This is a genomic window from Rhizobium sp. WSM409, from assembly GCF_057653825.1.
Window position 1 is genome coordinate 3,920,001 of sequence record NZ_CM172794.1, and the last position, 16,742, is coordinate 3,936,742.

15 protein-coding genes are annotated in these 16,742 nt (G+C 61.9%); 3 read left to right on the forward strand and 12 right to left on the reverse strand.

Annotated features, from left to right (window positions below):
* Positions 1–100: 100 nt before the first annotated feature.
* A complete protein-coding gene (locus AC25BC_RS19315) occupies positions 101–2,041 on the forward strand; it encodes a M23 family metallopeptidase (protein ID WP_128440345.1) in 1,941 nt (646 codons plus the stop codon).
* 99 nt (positions 2,042–2,140) lie between these two features.
* On the opposite strand, the gene clpB is transcribed toward AC25BC_RS19315, so the two are convergent.
* The 6 genes from clpB to AC25BC_RS19345 all read right to left on the reverse strand — a co-directional run bounded on the left by clpB (position 2,141) and on the right by AC25BC_RS19345 (position 11,691).
* A complete protein-coding gene (clpB, locus tag AC25BC_RS19320) occupies positions 2,141–4,741 on the reverse strand; it encodes an ATP-dependent chaperone ClpB (protein ID WP_012759128.1) in 2,601 nt (866 codons plus the stop codon).
* A gap of 251 nt (positions 4,742–4,992) precedes the next feature.
* Positions 4,993–5,751: a DUF4167 domain-containing protein gene (locus AC25BC_RS19325; RefSeq protein ID WP_012759129.1), complete on the reverse strand. Its 759-nt coding sequence runs from the start codon at positions 5,749–5,751 to the stop codon at positions 4,993–4,995.
* Between the two features lie 342 nt (positions 5,752–6,093).
* Positions 6,094–6,954: a peptide chain release factor N(5)-glutamine methyltransferase gene (prmC, locus tag AC25BC_RS19330; RefSeq protein WP_012759130.1), complete on the reverse strand. Its 861-nt coding sequence runs from the start codon at positions 6,952–6,954 to the stop codon at positions 6,094–6,096.
* Positions 6,951–8,030: a peptide chain release factor 1 gene (gene prfA / locus AC25BC_RS19335; RefSeq protein WP_012759131.1), complete on the reverse strand. Its 1,080-nt coding sequence runs from the start codon at positions 8,028–8,030 to the stop codon at positions 6,951–6,953. Before prfA ends, prmC begins: the two co-directional genes overlap by 4 nt.
* A gap of 29 nt (positions 8,031–8,059) precedes the next feature.
* Positions 8,060–10,327, reverse strand: a complete 2,268-nt coding sequence (ptsP, locus tag AC25BC_RS19340) for a phosphoenolpyruvate--protein phosphotransferase (protein WP_012759132.1) — start codon at positions 10,325–10,327, stop codon at positions 8,060–8,062.
* An 89-nt stretch (positions 10,328–10,416) separates the two neighbouring features.
* The gene (locus AC25BC_RS19345) at positions 10,417–11,691 is read right to left on the reverse strand and encodes an aspartate kinase (RefSeq protein WP_017995292.1); all 1,275 of its coding nucleotides are present in this window, start codon (positions 11,689–11,691) and stop codon (positions 10,417–10,419) included.
* A 297-nt stretch (positions 11,692–11,988) separates the two neighbouring features.
* Here AC25BC_RS19345 and ubiG point away from each other — a divergent pair, with 297 nt between their 5' ends.
* Positions 11,989–12,735, forward strand: coding sequence for a bifunctional 2-polyprenyl-6-hydroxyphenol methylase/3-demethylubiquinol 3-O-methyltransferase UbiG (gene ubiG / locus AC25BC_RS19350; RefSeq protein ID WP_012759134.1), 747 nt, complete (start codon positions 11,989–11,991; stop codon positions 12,733–12,735).
* Positions 12,736–12,811: 76 nt separating this feature from the next.
* Here the strand turns inward: ubiG and AC25BC_RS19355 are convergent, their stop codons facing one another.
* Genes AC25BC_RS19355 through AC25BC_RS19370 form a run of 4 tightly spaced genes read right to left on the reverse strand, consistent with a single transcriptional unit; the run spans position 12,812 to position 15,170 of the window.
* Positions 12,812–13,240, reverse strand: coding sequence for a DUF1178 family protein (locus AC25BC_RS19355; protein WP_012759135.1), 429 nt, complete (start codon positions 13,238–13,240; stop codon positions 12,812–12,814).
* Positions 13,237–14,094 carry a carbon-nitrogen hydrolase family protein gene (locus AC25BC_RS19360; protein WP_012759136.1) on the reverse strand — a complete coding sequence of 286 codons (858 nt, stop codon included), beginning with the start codon at positions 14,092–14,094 and terminating at the stop codon, positions 13,237–13,239. Before AC25BC_RS19360 ends, AC25BC_RS19355 begins: the two co-directional genes overlap by 4 nt.
* A gap of 10 nt (positions 14,095–14,104) precedes the next feature.
* Positions 14,105–14,362 (reverse strand): glutaredoxin 3, encoded by a 258-nt coding sequence (gene grxC / locus AC25BC_RS19365; RefSeq protein WP_012759137.1) that lies wholly within the window; start codon positions 14,360–14,362, stop codon positions 14,105–14,107.
* A 31-nt stretch (positions 14,363–14,393) separates the two neighbouring features.
* Positions 14,394–15,170, reverse strand: coding sequence for a ComF family protein (locus AC25BC_RS19370; protein ID WP_128406141.1), 777 nt, complete (start codon positions 15,168–15,170; stop codon positions 14,394–14,396).
* A 77-nt stretch (positions 15,171–15,247) separates the two neighbouring features.
* Between AC25BC_RS19370 and AC25BC_RS19375 the strand changes: the two genes are divergently transcribed.
* On the forward strand, positions 15,248–16,132 hold the full coding sequence (locus tag AC25BC_RS19375; protein WP_012759139.1) for a methyltransferase domain-containing protein: 885 nt from the start codon (positions 15,248–15,250) through the stop codon (positions 16,130–16,132).
* Positions 16,133–16,146: 14 nt separating this feature from the next.
* Here the strand turns inward: AC25BC_RS19375 and AC25BC_RS19380 are convergent, their stop codons facing one another.
* Complete coding sequence (locus AC25BC_RS19380) at positions 16,147–16,314, reverse strand: Flp family type IVb pilin (RefSeq protein WP_012759140.1); 168 nt, start codon at positions 16,312–16,314, stop codon at positions 16,147–16,149.
* Positions 16,315–16,386: 72 nt separating this feature from the next.
* Positions 16,387–16,704: a hypothetical protein gene (locus AC25BC_RS19385; protein WP_003543245.1), complete on the reverse strand. Its 318-nt coding sequence runs from the start codon at positions 16,702–16,704 to the stop codon at positions 16,387–16,389.
* Positions 16,705–16,742 lie beyond the last annotated feature (38 nt).

Below are 16,742 nucleotides of genomic sequence, written 5' to 3' on the forward strand. Positions count from 1 at the left end.
TTGACTTCCATGCCCAAAATATGCACATCTTTCGCCCCAGCCAGGATGGCCGATACATGCTCCCACAGACGCCTGATGTAAGGACGCGGACCCGACTGCCATGATGACGGAGAAAATGATGATCCGCTCGTTGGGCAACGAGCCTCCGCTTCTGGCAGACGGCAGACGCGCGCCCGACCGGCGCGAAGTTTCCTTGCGCTGGCTCTCGGGCACGTTCCTCACAGGCATTACATCATCCGTCCTGATGGGTGTCGCCCTTTTTGCCGCCCTTGATGGCCGCCAGCAATTGGCGATCCCCGCCGAAGCCTATGCAAGTGTTGCGGCGGACGCGCATGAGGATACGACAGTGGTCCGCGGTGGCCGGCTGATCGCGCCCGCCATCGCCGCAAAACCGTCCGACCGTGCCATTATGGAAGTCTCAACCGTCGTCCACGACGGCGAAAAGGAAGTCGTCCGCCGCCAGCCCTTCGCGCATGTGAAGATGACGCTGGCCGCCAACCATGTGGCGACGGAGGACTATCCGGACTTCGATCCTCTGGCGATCTTTTCCGCCGACGAGCCGCAGCCCGCGCCGCAAAGCCGCACAGGCGCGCTTTACGGCTCCGACGTCGAATCCGAAGTCAGCCTGAAGACCATTCCCTTCCCGACCGGCAAGACCAGCATGCAGATGGCATCCGGCCTGTCGCTCGAGGAGGTCGAAGAGAATGTGCGCTCCAACGGCTCGGTGCTGACCGACGGCAACACGCAGCTCGCAGCCCTTTATTACGTCGATCCGCGTCGTTTCTCCAACGAGGATGCCGATGTCGATCTGACCGCCGGTCTGTCCGCCCGCGTGCTCGAACAGAACATGACGGTCTCCGCATCGGAATCGATCACGCCGCAGACCGAAGAATTCGCCGACGACATCCTGCCGGTGCGCGTCGACACGCCCATCGCCAAGGCGCTGACGGATTCAGGCTATCCGCAGCAATATGCCGATGGCATCGCCGGCTATATCGCGCAGCAACTGGGTTCTGGTGATCTCGACAAGGGCGATGTGCTGCGCATCGGCATCATTCAGAAGGGCGAACAGGCAAAGATCATCCGAGCCAGCGTCTATCGCGGCACGCGCCATCTCGTCACCGTAGCCGTCGACGACAAGGGCAGATATGTGCCCGGCAGCGAGCCGCCGATGTTGGATGCCATCGCCACCGCCTTCGATGACAATTCGTTCGCACCGCCCCCCGGCCAGAACCTGCCGCGCGTCTATGACGGCATCTATCGTGCTGCCCTTTCCTACGGCATGACCAAGGATATGACGGCGCTGATCATCAAGCTGCTCGCCAGCAATGTCGATTTTCAGGCGCAGTTGAGGCCGACCGACAGTCTCGAAGTCTTCTTCTCCGTCGCCGACAGCGCTGGTCAGGCGACCGAGGATTCCGAACTGCTCTATGTCAACGCCCGTTTCGGCGATACGCAGACGCGCTTCTACCGCTTCCAGGACCCCGAAGACGGCACGGTCGATTATTTCGACGAGAACGGCAAGAGCATCCGCCAGTTCCTGCTGCGTAACCCGGTTCCGAACGGCATCTTCAAATCGGGCTTCGGCATGCGCCGCCATCCGATCCTCGGTTTTGCCCGCATGCACACCGGCGTCGATTGGGCTGCACCGCGCGGCACGGCGATCATCGCCGCCGGCAACGGCACGGTCGAAAAAGCCGGCTGGGATTCCGGCGGTTACGGCAACCAGACGATCGTGCGCCATGCCAACGGCTATGAATCCTCCTACAATCACCAGAGCGCCATCGCCAAGGGCGTCGTCCCCGGTGCCAAGATCCGCCAGGGCCAGGTGATCGGCTGGGTCGGTACGACGGGCGAATCCACCGGCCCTCACCTGCATTACGAGCTGATCGTCAACGGCACCAAGGTCGATCCGCTGCGCATCCGCCTGCCGGGCGGCAAATCGCTGCAGGGCGAGGCGCTGGCGAAATTCGAAGACGAGCGCAAACGCATCGATACGCTGCTCAACAACCAGACGCCGGACCAGGTGGCGAGCAAGTAGCGTCCATCTACGCTGCTTCCCCTCCAACAAACGGCCCCGACCATCCAACGAAAAATGGCGGCCGAAGCCGCCATTTCTCATTCATCCGGCAAACTGGATTTACGCTGCTTCGCTCACCGTCTGCCTCGTCCTGAACTGCAGCCGGTCCGAACCGCTCGTCACCGTCACCGTCGATCCATCCGGCACCTGGCCGGACAGGATCTGCTCGGCCAGCGGATCCTGCACGAACTTCTGGATCACCCGCTTCAGCGGCCTTGCACCGTAGACCGGATCGTAACCCTTGTTCGCCAGCCAGTGCCGGGCTTCCTCGTCGAGATCGATGATGATCTTGCGCTCGGACAGCAAAGCCACCAGCCGCTTCAGCTGGATATCGACGATCGCGCCCATCTCCTCGCGCTTCAAGCGATGGAACAGAATGATCTCGTCGATGCGGTTCAGGAATTCCGGCCGGAAATGCCCGCGCACGACCTCCATCACCTGCTCGCGAACCGTGTCGCTGTCGTCGCCATCCCTCAGTTGCGTCAGATATTCGGCGCCGAGGTTCGAGGTCATGATGATCATCGTGTTGCGGAAATCGACCGTCCGGCCCTGACCGTCGGTCAGGCGTCCATCGTCCAGCACCTGCAGCAGGATGTTGAAGACGTCGGGATGCGCCTTTTCGATCTCGTCGAACAGCACGACCTGATAGGGTCTGCGACGCACGGCTTCCGTCAGCGCTCCGCCTTCGTCATAACCGACATAGCCGGGAGGTGCACCGATCAGCCGGGCAACGGAGTGCTTCTCCATATATTCCGACATGTCCATGCGCACCATCGCCGTTTCGTCGTCGAAGAGGAAGCGGGCGAGCGCCTTGGTGAGCTCCGTCTTGCCGACGCCGGTCGGGCCGAGGAAGATGAACGAGCCGATCGGCCGGTTCGGATCCTGCAGGCCGGCGCGCGCGCGGCGGACGGCGCGCGACACGGCCTGAACCGCATCGCCTTGGCCGATCACCGATTTCGCCAGTTCGTCTTCCATCCGAAGCAGCTTGTCACGTTCGCCCTCCAGCATCCTGTCGACCGGAATGCCGGTCCAGCGGGAAACGATATGGGCGATATTGTCGGGGGTGACCACCTCCTGCACCATCGCGCCGCGGTCGCCATCCTGCTTCTCGGCATCGACGAGCTGCTTTTCAAGATCGGGAATGACGCCGTAGGTCAGCTCGCCGGCACGCTGGAATTCGCCTTTGCGCTGGGCGATCGCCAGTTCGTTGCGGGCATCATCGAGCTGCTTCTTGAGATCGGCGGCAAGGCCGAGTTTCTGCTTTTCCGCCTGCCAGCGGGCCGTCAGCGCATCGGCCTGTTCCTCGAGATCGGTCACTTCGGTTTCAAGCCGCTTCAGACGGTCGGCAGACGCGACGTCCGTTTCCTTTTTCAGCGCTTCGCGCTCGATCTTCAGCTGCATGATACGGCGGTCGAGTTCGTCGAGCTCTTCCGGCTTGGAATCCACCTGCATGCGCAACCGCGCTGCCGCCTCGTCCATCAGGTCGATCGCCTTGTCCGGCAGGAAACGATCGGTGATATAGCGGTTGGAAAGCGTCGCCGCAGCCACCAGCGCCGCATCGGCGATGCGCACCTTGTGATGCTGCTCGTATTTTTCCTTCAAGCCGCGCAGGATCGAGATCGTGTCTTCGACCGTCGGTTCATCGACGACGACGGGCTGGAAGCGGCGGGCAAGGGCCGGATCCTTCTCGACATGTTTGCGGTATTCGTCGAGCGTGGTCGCGCCGACGCAATGCAGCTCACCGCGGGCAAGAGCCGGCTTCAGGAGGTTGGAGGCATCCATCGCCCCATCCGCCTTGCCGGCGCCGACCAGCGTGTGCATCTCGTCGATGAACAGGATGATCTCGCCGTTTTCCGCCTGGACTTCATTGAGCACGGCCTTCAGCCGCTCCTCGAATTCGCCGCGGTATTTCGCACCGGCAATCAGCGCGCCCATGTCGAGCGCCATCAGCTTCTTGTCCTTGAGCGATTCCGGCACGTCACCGTTGACGATGCGCAGCGCCAGGCCCTCGACGATCGCCGTCTTGCCGACGCCGGGTTCGCCGATCAGCACTGGATTGTTCTTGGTACGGCGCGAAAGCACCTGGATGGTGCGGCGGATTTCGTCGTCGCGGCCGATCACCGGGTCGAGCTTGCCCTCGCGGGCTTCGGCGGTGAGATCGCGTGCGAACTTCTTCAGCGAGTCAAAACCCTGCTCGGCATTGGAGGAATCCGCCGTCCGGCCCTTGCGGATGTCGTTGATGACCTGGTTGAGGCCCTGGGCCGTCACGCCTGCGTTCTTCAGCGTCGAAAAGGTCGAGGCCGAGGATTCGATCGCCAGCGCCTGCAGCAGGCGCTCGACGGTTACGAAGCTGTCGCCGGCCTTCTTCGCCGCTTCTTCGGCGGTCGAAAGGACCTTAGCGAGCGGTTGTGCCAGATAGATGTTGCCGTTGCCGCCGGAGATCTTCGGCAACTTGGCGAGAGCCGCGTCATTGGCCAGGCGGGCGGCCTTGGCATCGCCGCCGGCGCGCTCGATCAGCGACGCCGCCATGCCCTGATCGTCGTCGAGCAGGACTTTCAGCACATGTTCGGGCGTGAATTGCTGGTGACCCTGCGCCAGCGCATAGGTCTGGGCGGACTGGATGAAACCGCGCACCCGCTCCGAATATTTCTCGATATTCATATTCTGCCTCCATGGATCGCCCTGCCCTGACGAGGCGCAGACCGATGATTGAGATCGACCCCCTGAAAAGGCAGGTCGCGCTTTGCCCGGCTGGGATTCGGGCGAAGCAGTTCGAAGAGAATATGGTAGCCTGTTCAGCGAGTTTAAAGAGCCCATAAAATGAAAATCCCCGGCACAAGGCCGGGGATTTTCAAGCTAATTCGAGTAGATGGCATGAGCGTCACGCTCTCCCTGAAGGGGAAGCGAAATCCTCATTCCGATGTGACGTCAGCCAGCACTGGCGCCTCGGCAGAGGCACCTTCGCCCTCAGCGGCTGCTTCTTCGCCCTCGGCACCCCGACGCGGGCGACGGGGGCGGCTGCCGGTGCTGCGGCGGCGGGGCTGGCGTTCGCGCGGCTGGCCGCCGGCACCTTCCTCGTCCATGGCGACTTCGGCCGGAATGCCTTCGATCTCCGGCTGCGGGCCGGTTCCATCGATGACCTCGGACTGGGGTGCCGGCGCAGGCGCCTGAGCGGCTACCGGCTTCGGCTGTGCCTGCGGCTGGTGCTGTCTGCTCTGCTGCGGCTGGTGCGGCCTGCTCTGCGGCGGCTGGACGATAACGACATCGTCGCCGTCATTGTCATTCTCATTGTCATTGTTGTCCATGTCGTCGCCGTCGCGGTCCGCACCGTCGCGATCATTGTACTCGCCGCGATCGTCGCGCTGGAAGCGTTCCTGCATCTGCGCCTGGGCGCTGGCGATGATACGATTATAATGTTCGGCGTGCTGGAGATAATTCTCGGCAATCACGCGGTCGCCGGAGCTTTGGGCGTCGCGGGCGAGCTGTGCGTATTTTTCGGCGATATGCTGCGCAGTACCGCGAATCTTCACATCGGGGCCGGAGCTGTCATAGGTCCGGGTCAGCGGATTGCCGCCCTTGCGGTTGAAATTGTTGTTATTGTTATTTCCACCGCCGCCGTTGTTATTGTTGCCACGCCCTCGACCGCGCTTGTTCTGCTGTCCTGGCCTCATAGATCGTTCACCTGAATTCTCTGTTTGTGATGGATACATGGCACCAACCGCCATGACCGGAAAACCGGGTCAGGACCTTTGTGCCGCGAGCATACTGCGCCTTTGCGCCGACCTGCCGCTTGGTTCTCAAGTCAGTTTGACTGATTCACGCATTGGGTCGTGTTCAACCGTTGAAACTCTCGTTTAAAAGAGCGGACCCCCGAGGCAAACCAAGTACCGAACGAATCTCGTTCATTCCTATCTGCCCAACACGTGACCGCAACCTATATTGCTTCACCGGGAAATCCAAGCCTTTTCTTCGCAATAACAATAATGTCCTGTTCAATGCCGCATTATCGTCTCTCACGCGAGCGCGAACACGAGCACCCTGTCGTTCTGACCATAATCTTTTACGGATTTGAGGCACCTGAAGCCCTTCGCTTCAAAGATCGCCGTCACGTCGTTTCGCTGATCGTAGCCGATCTCCAGTCCGACGACCCCATCGGGCCTGATGAACCTTGCCGCATCCTTGGCTATGGCTTTGTAAGCGTCAAGCCCATCCGGGCCGCCATCCAGAGCCGCAGCCGGATCAAATTTGGTCACTTCGGGAGCGAGATCGTGAATGACATTGGAAGCAATATAGGGCGGATTTGAGACAATCGCGTGAAAGGATCCCTGGATGTTCTCGAACCAACTCGACTGTACGACCTGAAAACGATCCTGCAATCCGTTTCTTTCTGCATTCGATCTTGCCGTCAGAAGTGCATCCGCCGATATGTCGCTGCCGACACCTGACGCATCAGGACAGTCACTCAAAAGCGCAAGGCATATCGCCCCCGTCCCGGTTCCCATGTCAAGGATATGGAGACGGCTTTGCACCTTTGCAAGGTCCTTGAGATAGACGAGAACCGTATCGACCAGGATTTCCGTATCCGGCCGCGGTTCCAGCGTTTCCGCCGAGAGCCGAAGTGGCAGGCCATAGAATTCCCGCTCGCCGAGAATGCGATGCACCGGCTCATGACCGAGGCGCCGCTCCAGCGCCCTGAAAATCGCTTCGGCTTGCTCAGCAGAAAGCCTCTCGGCCGATCGCGTCAACAGCTCGGTCGGCGACAGTTTCAGAAGGCCCGCGACCAGCAGCCGCGCATCGGTCGCCGGGTCGACGATACCTGCTTCGGTGAAGCGGCGGCGCGCATCGGCAAGCATATCGGCGACCGTCGAGCTCATTGTTGCTCGCCGAGCTGCGCCAGCTGGCTGGCCTGGTAATCGGCCATCAGCGCGTCGACGACCTCCTCGATCTCGCCTTCCATCATCCGGTCGAGCTTATAGAGCGTCAGATTGATGCGATGGTCCGTTACCCGCCCCTGCGGGAAATTATAGGTGCGGATACGTTCCGAGCGATCGCCGGAGCCGACCTGGCTCTTGCGATCGGCAGAGCGCTCGCTATCGGCCCTCTGCCGCTCGGCATCGTAAAGCCTGGAGCGCAGCACCTGCATCGCCTTGGCGCGATTTTGGTGTTGCGATTTTTCCGAACTGGTGACGACGATGCCGCTCGGAAGATGGGTGATGCGCACTGCCGAGTCCGTCGTATTGACGTGCTGGCCGCCAGCACCCGAAGAGCGCATCGTGTCGATGCGGATGTCTTCGGCTCGGATCTCGATGTCGATCTCCTCGGCCTCCGGCAGCACCGCAACCGTTGCGGCCGACGTATGGATACGCCCACCCGCCTCGGTTTCCGGCACGCGTTGCACACGATGCACGCCGGATTCGAATTTCAGCTTGGCAAAGACACCCCTGCCGGTGATCGTCGCGATGATTTCCTTGTAGCCGCCGGCTTCGCCCTCGCTCGCCGAGAGCACCTCCACCTTCCAGCCCTTTTCCGCTGCAAAACGCTCGTACATGCGAAAGAGATCGCCGGCGAAAAGGGCCGCTTCCGAGCCGCCCGTGCCGGCGCGGATTTCGAGGATCGCGCTCTTTTCGTCGGCTGCGTCCTTCGGCAGAAGCAGGATCTGCATCTCCTGCTCAAGCACCTCGATCTGCTCTTTCACCTCGGGCAGCTCCAGCTCGGCGAGTTCGCGCATCTCGCGGTCGACCGACCTGTCCTCGAGCAGCGTTTCGAGATCGGCAAGCTCGGCGACCGCCTTCTCATAGACGCGGATCTTCGTCACGACAGGCTGCAGCTCGGAATATTCGGATGCGAGCTTCACATAGACATCGGCAGCCGGGCCAGCCGACATGCGCGCCTCGATCTCGCCGAAACGACGTTCCAGCTCGCGCATCTTTTCAACGGGAAGCTTCGCCACCCTTCACTCCGATTCTTCTTAATCTCTGTCTAAAGGGGAATATTGTGGCTCTCGGCGAAGCGGGCAAGCACCTCGCGCATCGGCATCAAGGCGTGGTGATCGTCCAGCACCTCGTCCATCGCCTTCGTCAGTGCCCCGACATCCAGCCCGAGCAGCATCGCCTTCACCGGCCCGATCGAGGCCGGCGACATCGAAATCGAGCGGAAGCCGATGCCGAGCAGCGCCATCGCCGAGATCGGTTTGCTGGCGAGTTCGCCGCAGAGCGTCACCGGTGTCTTGTTCCGGTCCGCCCCGCGTACGATGTCGCGCAGGATGCGTAAGAACGGCTTGCCGAGCGGATCGAAGCGGTCCGAAACCCGCGCATTGCCGCGATCGACCGCCATCGAGAACTGGAAGAGGTCGTTCGAACCGACCGAGACGAAATCGACCGCCTCCATCAGTTCATCGAGCTGCCAGAGCAATGCAGGCACCTCCAGCATCGCGCCGAATTGCAGCTTGCGCGGCAGCCCGTGGCCGAAGCGCGACAGATGCTGCACTTCCTTCTGCAAGAGCTCGCGCACCATCTTCAGCTCGGAAACCTCGGTCACCATCGGCACCATCAGCTTCAGCTCGGTGTCGGCCGATGCCTTCAGCAGAGCACGCAACTGGGTGCGCAACAGACCCGGCCGGTCGAGCGACAACCGGATGGCGCGCCAGCCGAGGGCGGGATTTTCTTCCTCATGGCCACGGAAATAGGGCACGACCTTGTCGCCGCCGATATCGAGCGTACGGAAGGTGACAGTGCGGCCCGCCGCCTGCTTTATCACATTGCGGTAGAACTGCTCCTGCTCCTCCGCCTTCGGCATGGTGGAGGCGATCATGAACTGCAGCTCGGTGCGGAAAAGGCCGATGCCCTCGGCGCCCGATTCCGAAAGCTGCGGCAGGTCGACCAGCAGGCCGGCATTCATCATCAGCGCGATCCGTTGCCCATCCTTGGTCACCGGCTCGACGGCGCGCAGCGCCCGGAACTGCTCCTGCCGCCTGGCACGGAAGCGAACCTTCTCCTCGTAGGAACGCCGGTGATCGGCCATCGGCCGCAGATGCACATGTCCCTCGTCGGCATCGATGATCACGGCATCGCCATTCTCGGCGAGCGCCACCACGCCCGCCGCCTGACCTATGACCGGAATGCCCATGGCGCGCGCGACGATCACCACATGGCTTGTTACCGCCCCTTCTTCCAGCACCAGCCCGCGGACATTGGCACGCGGATAATCTAGCAGTTCGGCTGCTCCCATGGCGCGCGCCAGAATGATCGCATCGCTGGGGAAACCTTCGCCGGACGTCCGGCCGGTATAACCGGTCAACTGTCTGAGCAAACGGTTCGCCAGATCCTCGAAATCATGCATGCGTTCGCGCAGATAAGGGTCGGTCAACCGCATCATCCGCGCCTTGGTGTCGCTCTGCACCTTCTCGACTGCTGCTTCCGCCGTCAGGCCGTTGCGGATCGCCTCCTCGAGCTTGCGCACCCAGCCCTGGTCATGCGCAAACATGCGATAGGTTTCGAGCACCTCGCGGTGTTCGCCCTCCATCGACACGTCGCGACGCGACAGCATGTCGTCGATCGAGATCCGCAGCGAGCCCATGGCTTCGGCCAGCCGCCGGATTTCCTTCTCGGCATCCTCGTTCAGCAGGTTGGTGACGACGATGCGCGGCTCGTGCAGCACGACGTAACCGAGGCCGATGCCGTCATTATAAGTGTCGCCGTCGACGGTGACCGAACGCGTCAGGTCGAGTTCGAGGCCTGGCTTGGTGATCTTCTTGAGCTCGCCGGTGGCGATCATCTCTGCAAGCACCATCGCCGTCGTCTCGAGCGCTTCCAGCTCTTCCTCGCGATAATTGCGGCTCGCCTTGTTCTGCACAACGAGAACACCGAGCGAGCGCCCGGTCCTGAGGATCGGCACGCCGAGGAAGGAATGGTAGATCTCTTCGCCCGTTTCCGGCAGGTAGCGGAAGGCAGGGTGCGACTGCGCGTCGGAAAGGTTGAGCGGCTGGGCCGAGGCCGCGATCGTGCCGACCAGGCCCTGCCCCATCTTCAGTTGCGCCAGATGCACGGCCTCGCGGTTGAGGCCTTCGGTTGCATAGAGTTCGAGGACACCGTCGGCGCGCAGCACATAGACGGAGCAAACCTCCGCCACCATGTTGCCGGCGATCTGGCGGACGATCCGGTCAAGACGATCCTGCGGCTCCAGCGGCTCCGCCATCAACTCGCGCAGCCGCCTGAGCAGCACGCGCGGACCGCCGGAAAGGTCTCTCATGGCGTCTCAAGCTCCCGAAACAACGCACTCAGTCCCGGCGGGCCGGCCCTCGTCTCCTCAACCTGAAGGGGCAGGCCGCCCACTGGGAATCAATTCTTATCCAGACCGTAGCAGGAATGCAAAGTCCTGACAGCGAGTTCTGCATAGGGACCGTCGATCAGGATGGAAATCTTGATCTCGGAGGTGGTGATCGCCTTGATGTTGATGCCTTTTTCGGCAAGTGCACGAAATGCGGTAGCGGCAACGCCCGCATGGCTGCGCATGCCGATGCCGATGACCGATACTTTCACCAGCCCCGATTCGTTCTGCACGACATCGTAGCCGATCTTCTCCTTATGGTCGCCGAGCACCTTGATCGCCTTCTCGACGTCGCCTGATGGCACGGTGAAGGTCATGTCGGTCTTCGACCCGTCCTCGGAAATATTCTGGACGATCATGTCGACATTGATATGGGATTCGGCGAGCGGCCCGAAGATCGCCGCGGAAACGCCCGGCCGGTCGGCAAGACGGCGAAGCGAGATCTGAGCCTCATCCTTGGCATAGGCGATGCCGGTGACTACTTCCTGTTCCACGATTTCTTCCTCGTCACAAATCAGCGTTCCGGGCGGGTTCAACAGATCGCCCATGCCCGGAGCATCGGGATCTTCGAATGATGAGCGCACGAAGGTGCGCACCTTGTGTACCATGGCAAGCTCGACCGAGCGCACCTGCAGTACCTTGGCGCCGAGCGAGGCCATTTCCAGCATTTCCTCGAAGGCGATCTTCTTCAGCCTGCGCGCCTTTGGCACGATGCGCGGGTCGGTCGTGTAGACGCCGTCGACATCGGTATAGATATCGCAGCGATCCGCCTTGACAGCTGCCGCGATTGCGACGGCCGAAGTGTCCGACCCGCCGCGCCCGAGCGTCGCGATACGGTTGTCGGGTCCCAGCCCCTGGAAGCCGGAGATCACGGCGACCTGCCCCTCGCCCATCCGTTTGACGATGTCGGAACCGTCGATCTCCATGATCCGTGCCGCGCCGTGCGCGTTGTCGGTGCGGATCGGGATCTGCCATCCCTGCCAGGAACGCGCATTGATATCCATCGCCTGCAATGCGATCGCCAGCAGACCGGAGGTCACCTGCTCACCCGATGCGACCACCGCATCATATTCCCGCGCATCGTAGAACGGAGAATTGGCGCCGATCACCTTCGGCGTGCCCTGGACCCAGCCGACCAGTTCATTGGTCTTGCCGGACATAGCCGACACCACCACCGCCACCTCGTGCCCGGCATCGACTTCGCGTTTTACATGGCGGGCAACGTTCTTGATGCGGTCCAGGTCAGCGACGGACGTGCCGCCGAATTTCATTACAATGCGTGCCATATGCCTCTACCACGACTGGCGCCGGGAAGCGGAAAACCGGACCCGGCATCACGAAAGCTCTGGGGCAGACCGTTTGGGCCAGAGAGCCGGATTCCCAACTTCTGGAATCGCTCTAAAAGCCCAGGCCCCAAAGGCCCCAAGTTGCGGCGTCTCTTAGCGAGTTTGGCGGGGGGAGGCAAGCGCGCGCGACAAAAGCTATTGGCGAGCGGCTCCGTGCTTGTCAGTCCCCTGATCTGCGCCTCTTGACTTATGCCCCCGATCGTCCGACTTCACATGTCACGAATGAAGGAGCGGACGATGACGGAAGGCGCCAGAAGCACGATCGACCAGGGCGAAGTGGACCGCTTCTCGGCGATGGCGGCGGAATGGTGGAGCCCGACCGGCAAGTTCAAGCCGCTGCACAAATTCAATCCCGTCCGGCTCTCCTATATCCGCGACAAAGCCTGCGAGAATTTCAGCCGTGATCCGAAAAGCGCGCGCCCGCTCGAAGGCCTGCGCGTGCTCGATATCGGCTGCGGCGGCGGCCTGTTGTCCGAACCGGTCGCCCGCATGGGCGCCTCCGTCGTCGGCGCCGATCCGTCCGAGAAGAATATCGGCATCGCCTCCACCCATGCGAAGGCCTCCGGCGTTTCGGTCGACTATCGCGCCGTCACCGCCGAGGAACTCACTGAGGCTGGCGAGACCTTCGATATCGTCTTGAACATGGAGGTTGTCGAGCACGTCGCCGATGTCGAATTCTTCATGACCACCTGCGCGAAAATGGTCCGCCCCGGCGGCCTGATCTTCGTTGCCACCATCAACCGCACGATGAAGGCGGCAGCGCTTGCCATCTTCGCCGCCGAGAACATTCTGCGCTGGCTGCCGCGCGGCACACATCAGTACGAAAAACTGGTACGTCCGGAAGAACTAGAAAAGCCGCTGGTGGCAAGCGGCCTTGAGATCAGCGACCGCACCGGCGTCTTCTTCAATCCGCTGTCGAACCAATGGAACCTGTCCAAGGATATGGACGTGAATTATATGCTGCTGGCGAAGCGGTCGGCATAGTTCGCGCCGTCAATAAGCCGGCTAGACTTTCAGCAGCGCGAGATGCAGATAGGCGGCCAGACGCGCCGACTGCATGTCAGTTCACGTCCTCCGGCAAAACGGGAATGGCCGCGATCTCGATGCCTTCTTCCAAGAGCGCCTGCGCCTCGTCGACCGTCGCGTGGCCGATGATACCGCGGGCATCCGCCTCGCCGTAATGGATCTTGCGGGCTTCCTCGGGAAACTGCGTGCCGACGTCCTCGGAATTGGCCTTGACCGCCGCAACGGCCTCCTTGAGTTTTTGCAGGGCCTCGCGGCGCATGGCATCCATCGCCAGCGTCTGCCTCTCGTCCTTCCCGCGCGCGGTCGACACCGAAGGCGCCATCAACAGCTTGGAAATGGCGGCGGAATGACAGACCGGGCAGGTCAGGAAACCGGTTTCGACCTGACGATCGAAATCGGCGCTTTCCGAAAACCAGCCTTCGAATTCATGGGCATTGTCACAGGTGAGGGAATAGCGGATCAAGCGGCGACGCCTCCGGCGATTGCCCCCGCAATCTTCTCGACCGAGAATTCCCGACCATTCCTCAGGTTCGGGATCTTGTCATGTGCGGCCTTGACCGCGGCGGGATCAATCTCGGCGACGATAACCGCCTCGCCGGTGGCGCCGGCCGACGCCAAAACCGTGCCCCAGGGATCGATGATCATCGAATGGCCGAAGGTCTCGCGCCCGTCCTCATGCCGGCCGGCCTGCGCGGCGGCGATGACGAAGACCCCGTTCTCGATCGCGCGTGCCCTGAGCAGGATCTCCCAATGCGCCTCGCCGGTCTGCTTGGTGAAGGCGGCAGGAACTGTCATCACCTCGGCGCCGGCCACCGCCTGGGCGCAGAAGAGCGCGGGAAACCGCACGTCGTAACAGATCGCAAAGCCCATTTCGGCAAAAGGCAGCGACAGGACGCGGGCCTCCGAGCCGGCCGTATAGGCCGCACTTTCACGCCAGCTCTCGCCATTGTCGAGGTCGACGTCGAACATGTGGATCTTGTCGTAGCGATTGAGAACCCTGCCGTCGGGACCGAACAGGAAACCGCGATTGGCGATCTTGCCATCGGCAAGGGCAATCGCCGTCGAACCGACATGCATGTGGATGCCGAGTTCTATGGCGAGCTCTGAGCCGGTCTTGACGATGATATCATGCGCTTCGTCGGCAAGCACGGCGCGTGCCGCTGTACGGTCGCGCTGCAGCATGCCGGTCATCTCGGGAGTCTGCACATAGGTCGCGCCCTGGCCAGCGGCCTCGCGCACCAGCCGCGCCATGGCGGCGGCGTTCTTCACCGGATCGACCCCGGAGCACATCTGGACAGCGGCGGCCTTGAAGCTCATCGGTTCTTCCTCAAGCCGCCAGCAACGGGTCGAGCTTGCCGGCCCGATCGAGCGCAAAGAGATCGTCGCAACCGCCGACATGATCGGCGCCGATGAAGATCTGCGGAAAAGTGGTACGCCCGTTCGACTTGCCGATCATCTCCTGGCGAAGATCCGGCGAAAAGGTCGCGTCGTGCTCGACATATTCGACACCCTTTTCTTCGAGAAGGGACTTGGCGCGGGTGCAATAGCCGCAGAACTGCCGTGTATAGATGGTGACGCGTACCATAATCTCTCCAGACCGATGCCGGGTATTTCTGTCATATAGGCTCGGAGAGAGCCCTTGCAAAGGTCAAAACCGTTATGTCGGTCGCACCCGCCTTGCGCAGTGTCCGGCTTGCCGCGGCGACCGTCGCCCCCGTTGTATAGACGTCGTCGATAAGGACGATGCGCTTGCCGAAAATGTCGTTTTCGCAACCCTTGGCGATCGCAAAAGCGCCCCTGACATTGTCTTCGCGCGCCTTGGCGCCAAGGCCGACCTGCTGGCTGGTGCGCTTGACGCGCATAAGCGTGGCGGCAAGCAGCGGCTTGCCCGAGAGCCTTGCCATATGGCGGGCAAGCTCTGCTGCCTGGTTGAACTTGCGCGTCAGCATACGGCTACGGTGCAGCGGCACCGGGATCAGCGCATCGCAGCTCTCGACCGTCCCGTCGGAAGCGCGCAGCATCCAGGCGGCCATCATCGGCGCCAGATCGGTGCGATCGCGATATTTGAGCCCATGAACGAGATCGCGGACGGCACGGTCGTGGGTCGCCGCCGACCGCAGCCGGTCGAAGGGCGGCGGGTTGGCGATCGCCTCAGCACTGAGGATGCCGGCGCCGAGATCATGCGAGAAGGGAATGCCGAGCACCTCGCAATAGGGCCGTTCGATGAAGCGGATACCGGACCAGCATTTCGCGCAGAGCCCGCGATGGCCGCCGGTCGAAATGCCGCAGACCGAGCAGGCGGGTGGATAAAAGAAATCAGCAAGCGCCGAAAACGGCCGCAAGAGATGCGTCCGCAGGAACTCTGACGGTTTTTCGATGTTGATCAGGCCCATGCCGCAGAGACTAGCGTGTTCTTCGCGAAAGGAAAATCGTCTTGCCGCACAGGCGGCACGAGACTAAGGACATCGCCATGGAAACGATCTTCGACAGAGCCCTGATCGCCGCACATCGCCGCCGCGCGCTTGTAAACAACGACCCGAAAGCCGCCTTCCTGCTCGACATCGCCGCTGAGGAAATGGCCGAGAGGCTTTCCGTGGTCGAGCGGACTTTCGAGACCGCCGTCGAACTGCATGGCGCGACCGGTGCTGCCGCCCGGGCCGCACTGGCGACGGGCAAGATCGGCACGATGATCCGCGTCGAAAGCGACAAGGCCTATGCCGGGCCAGGCGAAAACTTGATCGAGGCGCCGCTCGAGGACGTGCCGCTCGAACCGCAATCGGTCAATCTCATCCTTGCGCCGCTCAGCCTGCATCTGACCAACGATACGCCGGGCGTCTTCATCCAGATCCGCCGCGCCCTGAAGCCGGATGGCCTGTTTCTGGCGGCGATCCCCGGCGCCGGCACGTTGCAGGAACTGCGCGAGGTGCTGCTGGCCGCCGAGGTCGAGATGACGGGTGGCGCAAGCCCGCGTGTCATTCCCTTCGCTGATGTGCGCGATGTCGGCAATCTCATGCAACGCGCCGGCTTCACGCTGCCGGTGATCGACGCGGAGAACTACACGGTACGTTATGATTCGCTCTTTCCGCTGATGCGGGATCTGAGAGCGATGGGCATGAGCAATCCGCTTGCAGCCCGCGGCCGCATGCCGCTGACGCGCGCTTTCTTCCTGCGCGCAGCGGAGATCTACGCCGAACGCTATGCCGATCCCGACGGACGCATCCGCGCCACCTTCTCGATCATCTATGTCTCGGGATGGGCTGCGCACGAGAGCCAGCAAAAGCCGCTGAAGCCCGGTTCAGCCAAGGCGCGCCTCGCCGATGCGCTGAAGGTGGACGAGCACAAGCTCAGGCAGTAATGGCCGGTTGCTTCTCAATTGACGGTCAGATTATTGTTGATCACGTTGAAGACGTCCTGCAGGCTGCCGCTGAAGATTCCTAGAGCGGAGACGAGTGCGCCACCAATGAGGGCGGCGACGAGGCCGTATTCGATCGCCGTCGCACCTCTGTTATCTGCAACAAATGCTTTCAAAAGACGCATGACCCCACCCGCTGCGCGAAACCGACAACAAACGACCAATTCCACGACCATCGGGACGATGGCCGGCATTTTTCAGCAACCGGCGCCGACGCCGTAGCCCTGGACGACGCAGACCGAGCCGGGCGTATCCTGGAGGACGCTGCGGCGGATCGTATAACGCTTGCCGCTTTCGCTCTTCGGGATCGATCCTGTCGTGATCGTATCGAAATCCGCCGGAGCACTGGCAAAGACGCTTTTCTTCGAGGAATCCGCAAGCATTGGCGTCAGGATGAGCGTCAACGCGACCACTGCCGTGCCGAACAGAAGGGCGATATTCAGCGCACCCGTCCTGCGCGAGGCAGACGAGGCCCGTTCCTTTTCCCGGACAGCTTTCCAGAAATCATCGTCCATGACGTCAAGCCTTTTAATACACGCACGCCAGATGCTTG

Excerpts from the sequence above, each read along its gene's own strand:
- AC25BC_RS19315 (WP_128440345.1), top strand. The coding sequence starts at position 101 with ATGATGACGGAGAAAATGATGATCCGCTCGTTGGGCAACGAGCCTCCG.
- clpB (WP_012759128.1), bottom strand. The coding sequence starts at position 4,741 with ATGAATATCGAGAAATATTCGGAGCGGGTGCGCGGTTTCATCCAGTCC.
- AC25BC_RS19325 (WP_012759129.1), bottom strand. The coding sequence starts at position 5,751 with ATGAGGCCAGGACAGCAGAACAAGCGCGGTCGAGGGCGTGGCAACAAT.
- prmC (WP_012759130.1), bottom strand. The coding sequence starts at position 6,954 with ATGAGCTCGACGGTCGCCGATATGCTTGCCGATGCGCGCCGCCGCTTC.
- ptsP (WP_012759132.1), bottom strand. The coding sequence starts at position 10,327 with ATGAGAGACCTTTCCGGCGGTCCGCGCGTGCTGCTCAGGCGGCTGCGC.
- AC25BC_RS19345 (WP_017995292.1), bottom strand. The coding sequence starts at position 11,691 with ATGGCACGCATTGTAATGAAATTCGGCGGCACGTCCGTCGCTGACCTG.
- ubiG (WP_012759134.1), top strand. The coding sequence starts at position 11,989 with ATGACGGAAGGCGCCAGAAGCACGATCGACCAGGGCGAAGTGGACCGC.
- AC25BC_RS19360 (WP_012759136.1), bottom strand. The coding sequence starts at position 14,094 with ATGAGCTTCAAGGCCGCCGCTGTCCAGATGTGCTCCGGGGTCGATCCG.
- grxC (WP_012759137.1), bottom strand. The coding sequence starts at position 14,362 with ATGGTACGCGTCACCATCTATACACGGCAGTTCTGCGGCTATTGCACC.
- AC25BC_RS19370 (WP_128406141.1), bottom strand. The coding sequence starts at position 15,170 with ATGGGCCTGATCAACATCGAAAAACCGTCAGAGTTCCTGCGGACGCAT.
- AC25BC_RS19375 (WP_012759139.1), top strand. The coding sequence starts at position 15,248 with ATGGAAACGATCTTCGACAGAGCCCTGATCGCCGCACATCGCCGCCGC.
- AC25BC_RS19380 (WP_012759140.1), bottom strand. The coding sequence starts at position 16,314 with ATGCGTCTTTTGAAAGCATTTGTTGCAGATAACAGAGGTGCGACGGCG.
- AC25BC_RS19385 (WP_003543245.1), bottom strand. The coding sequence starts at position 16,704 with ATGGACGATGATTTCTGGAAAGCTGTCCGGGAAAAGGAACGGGCCTCG.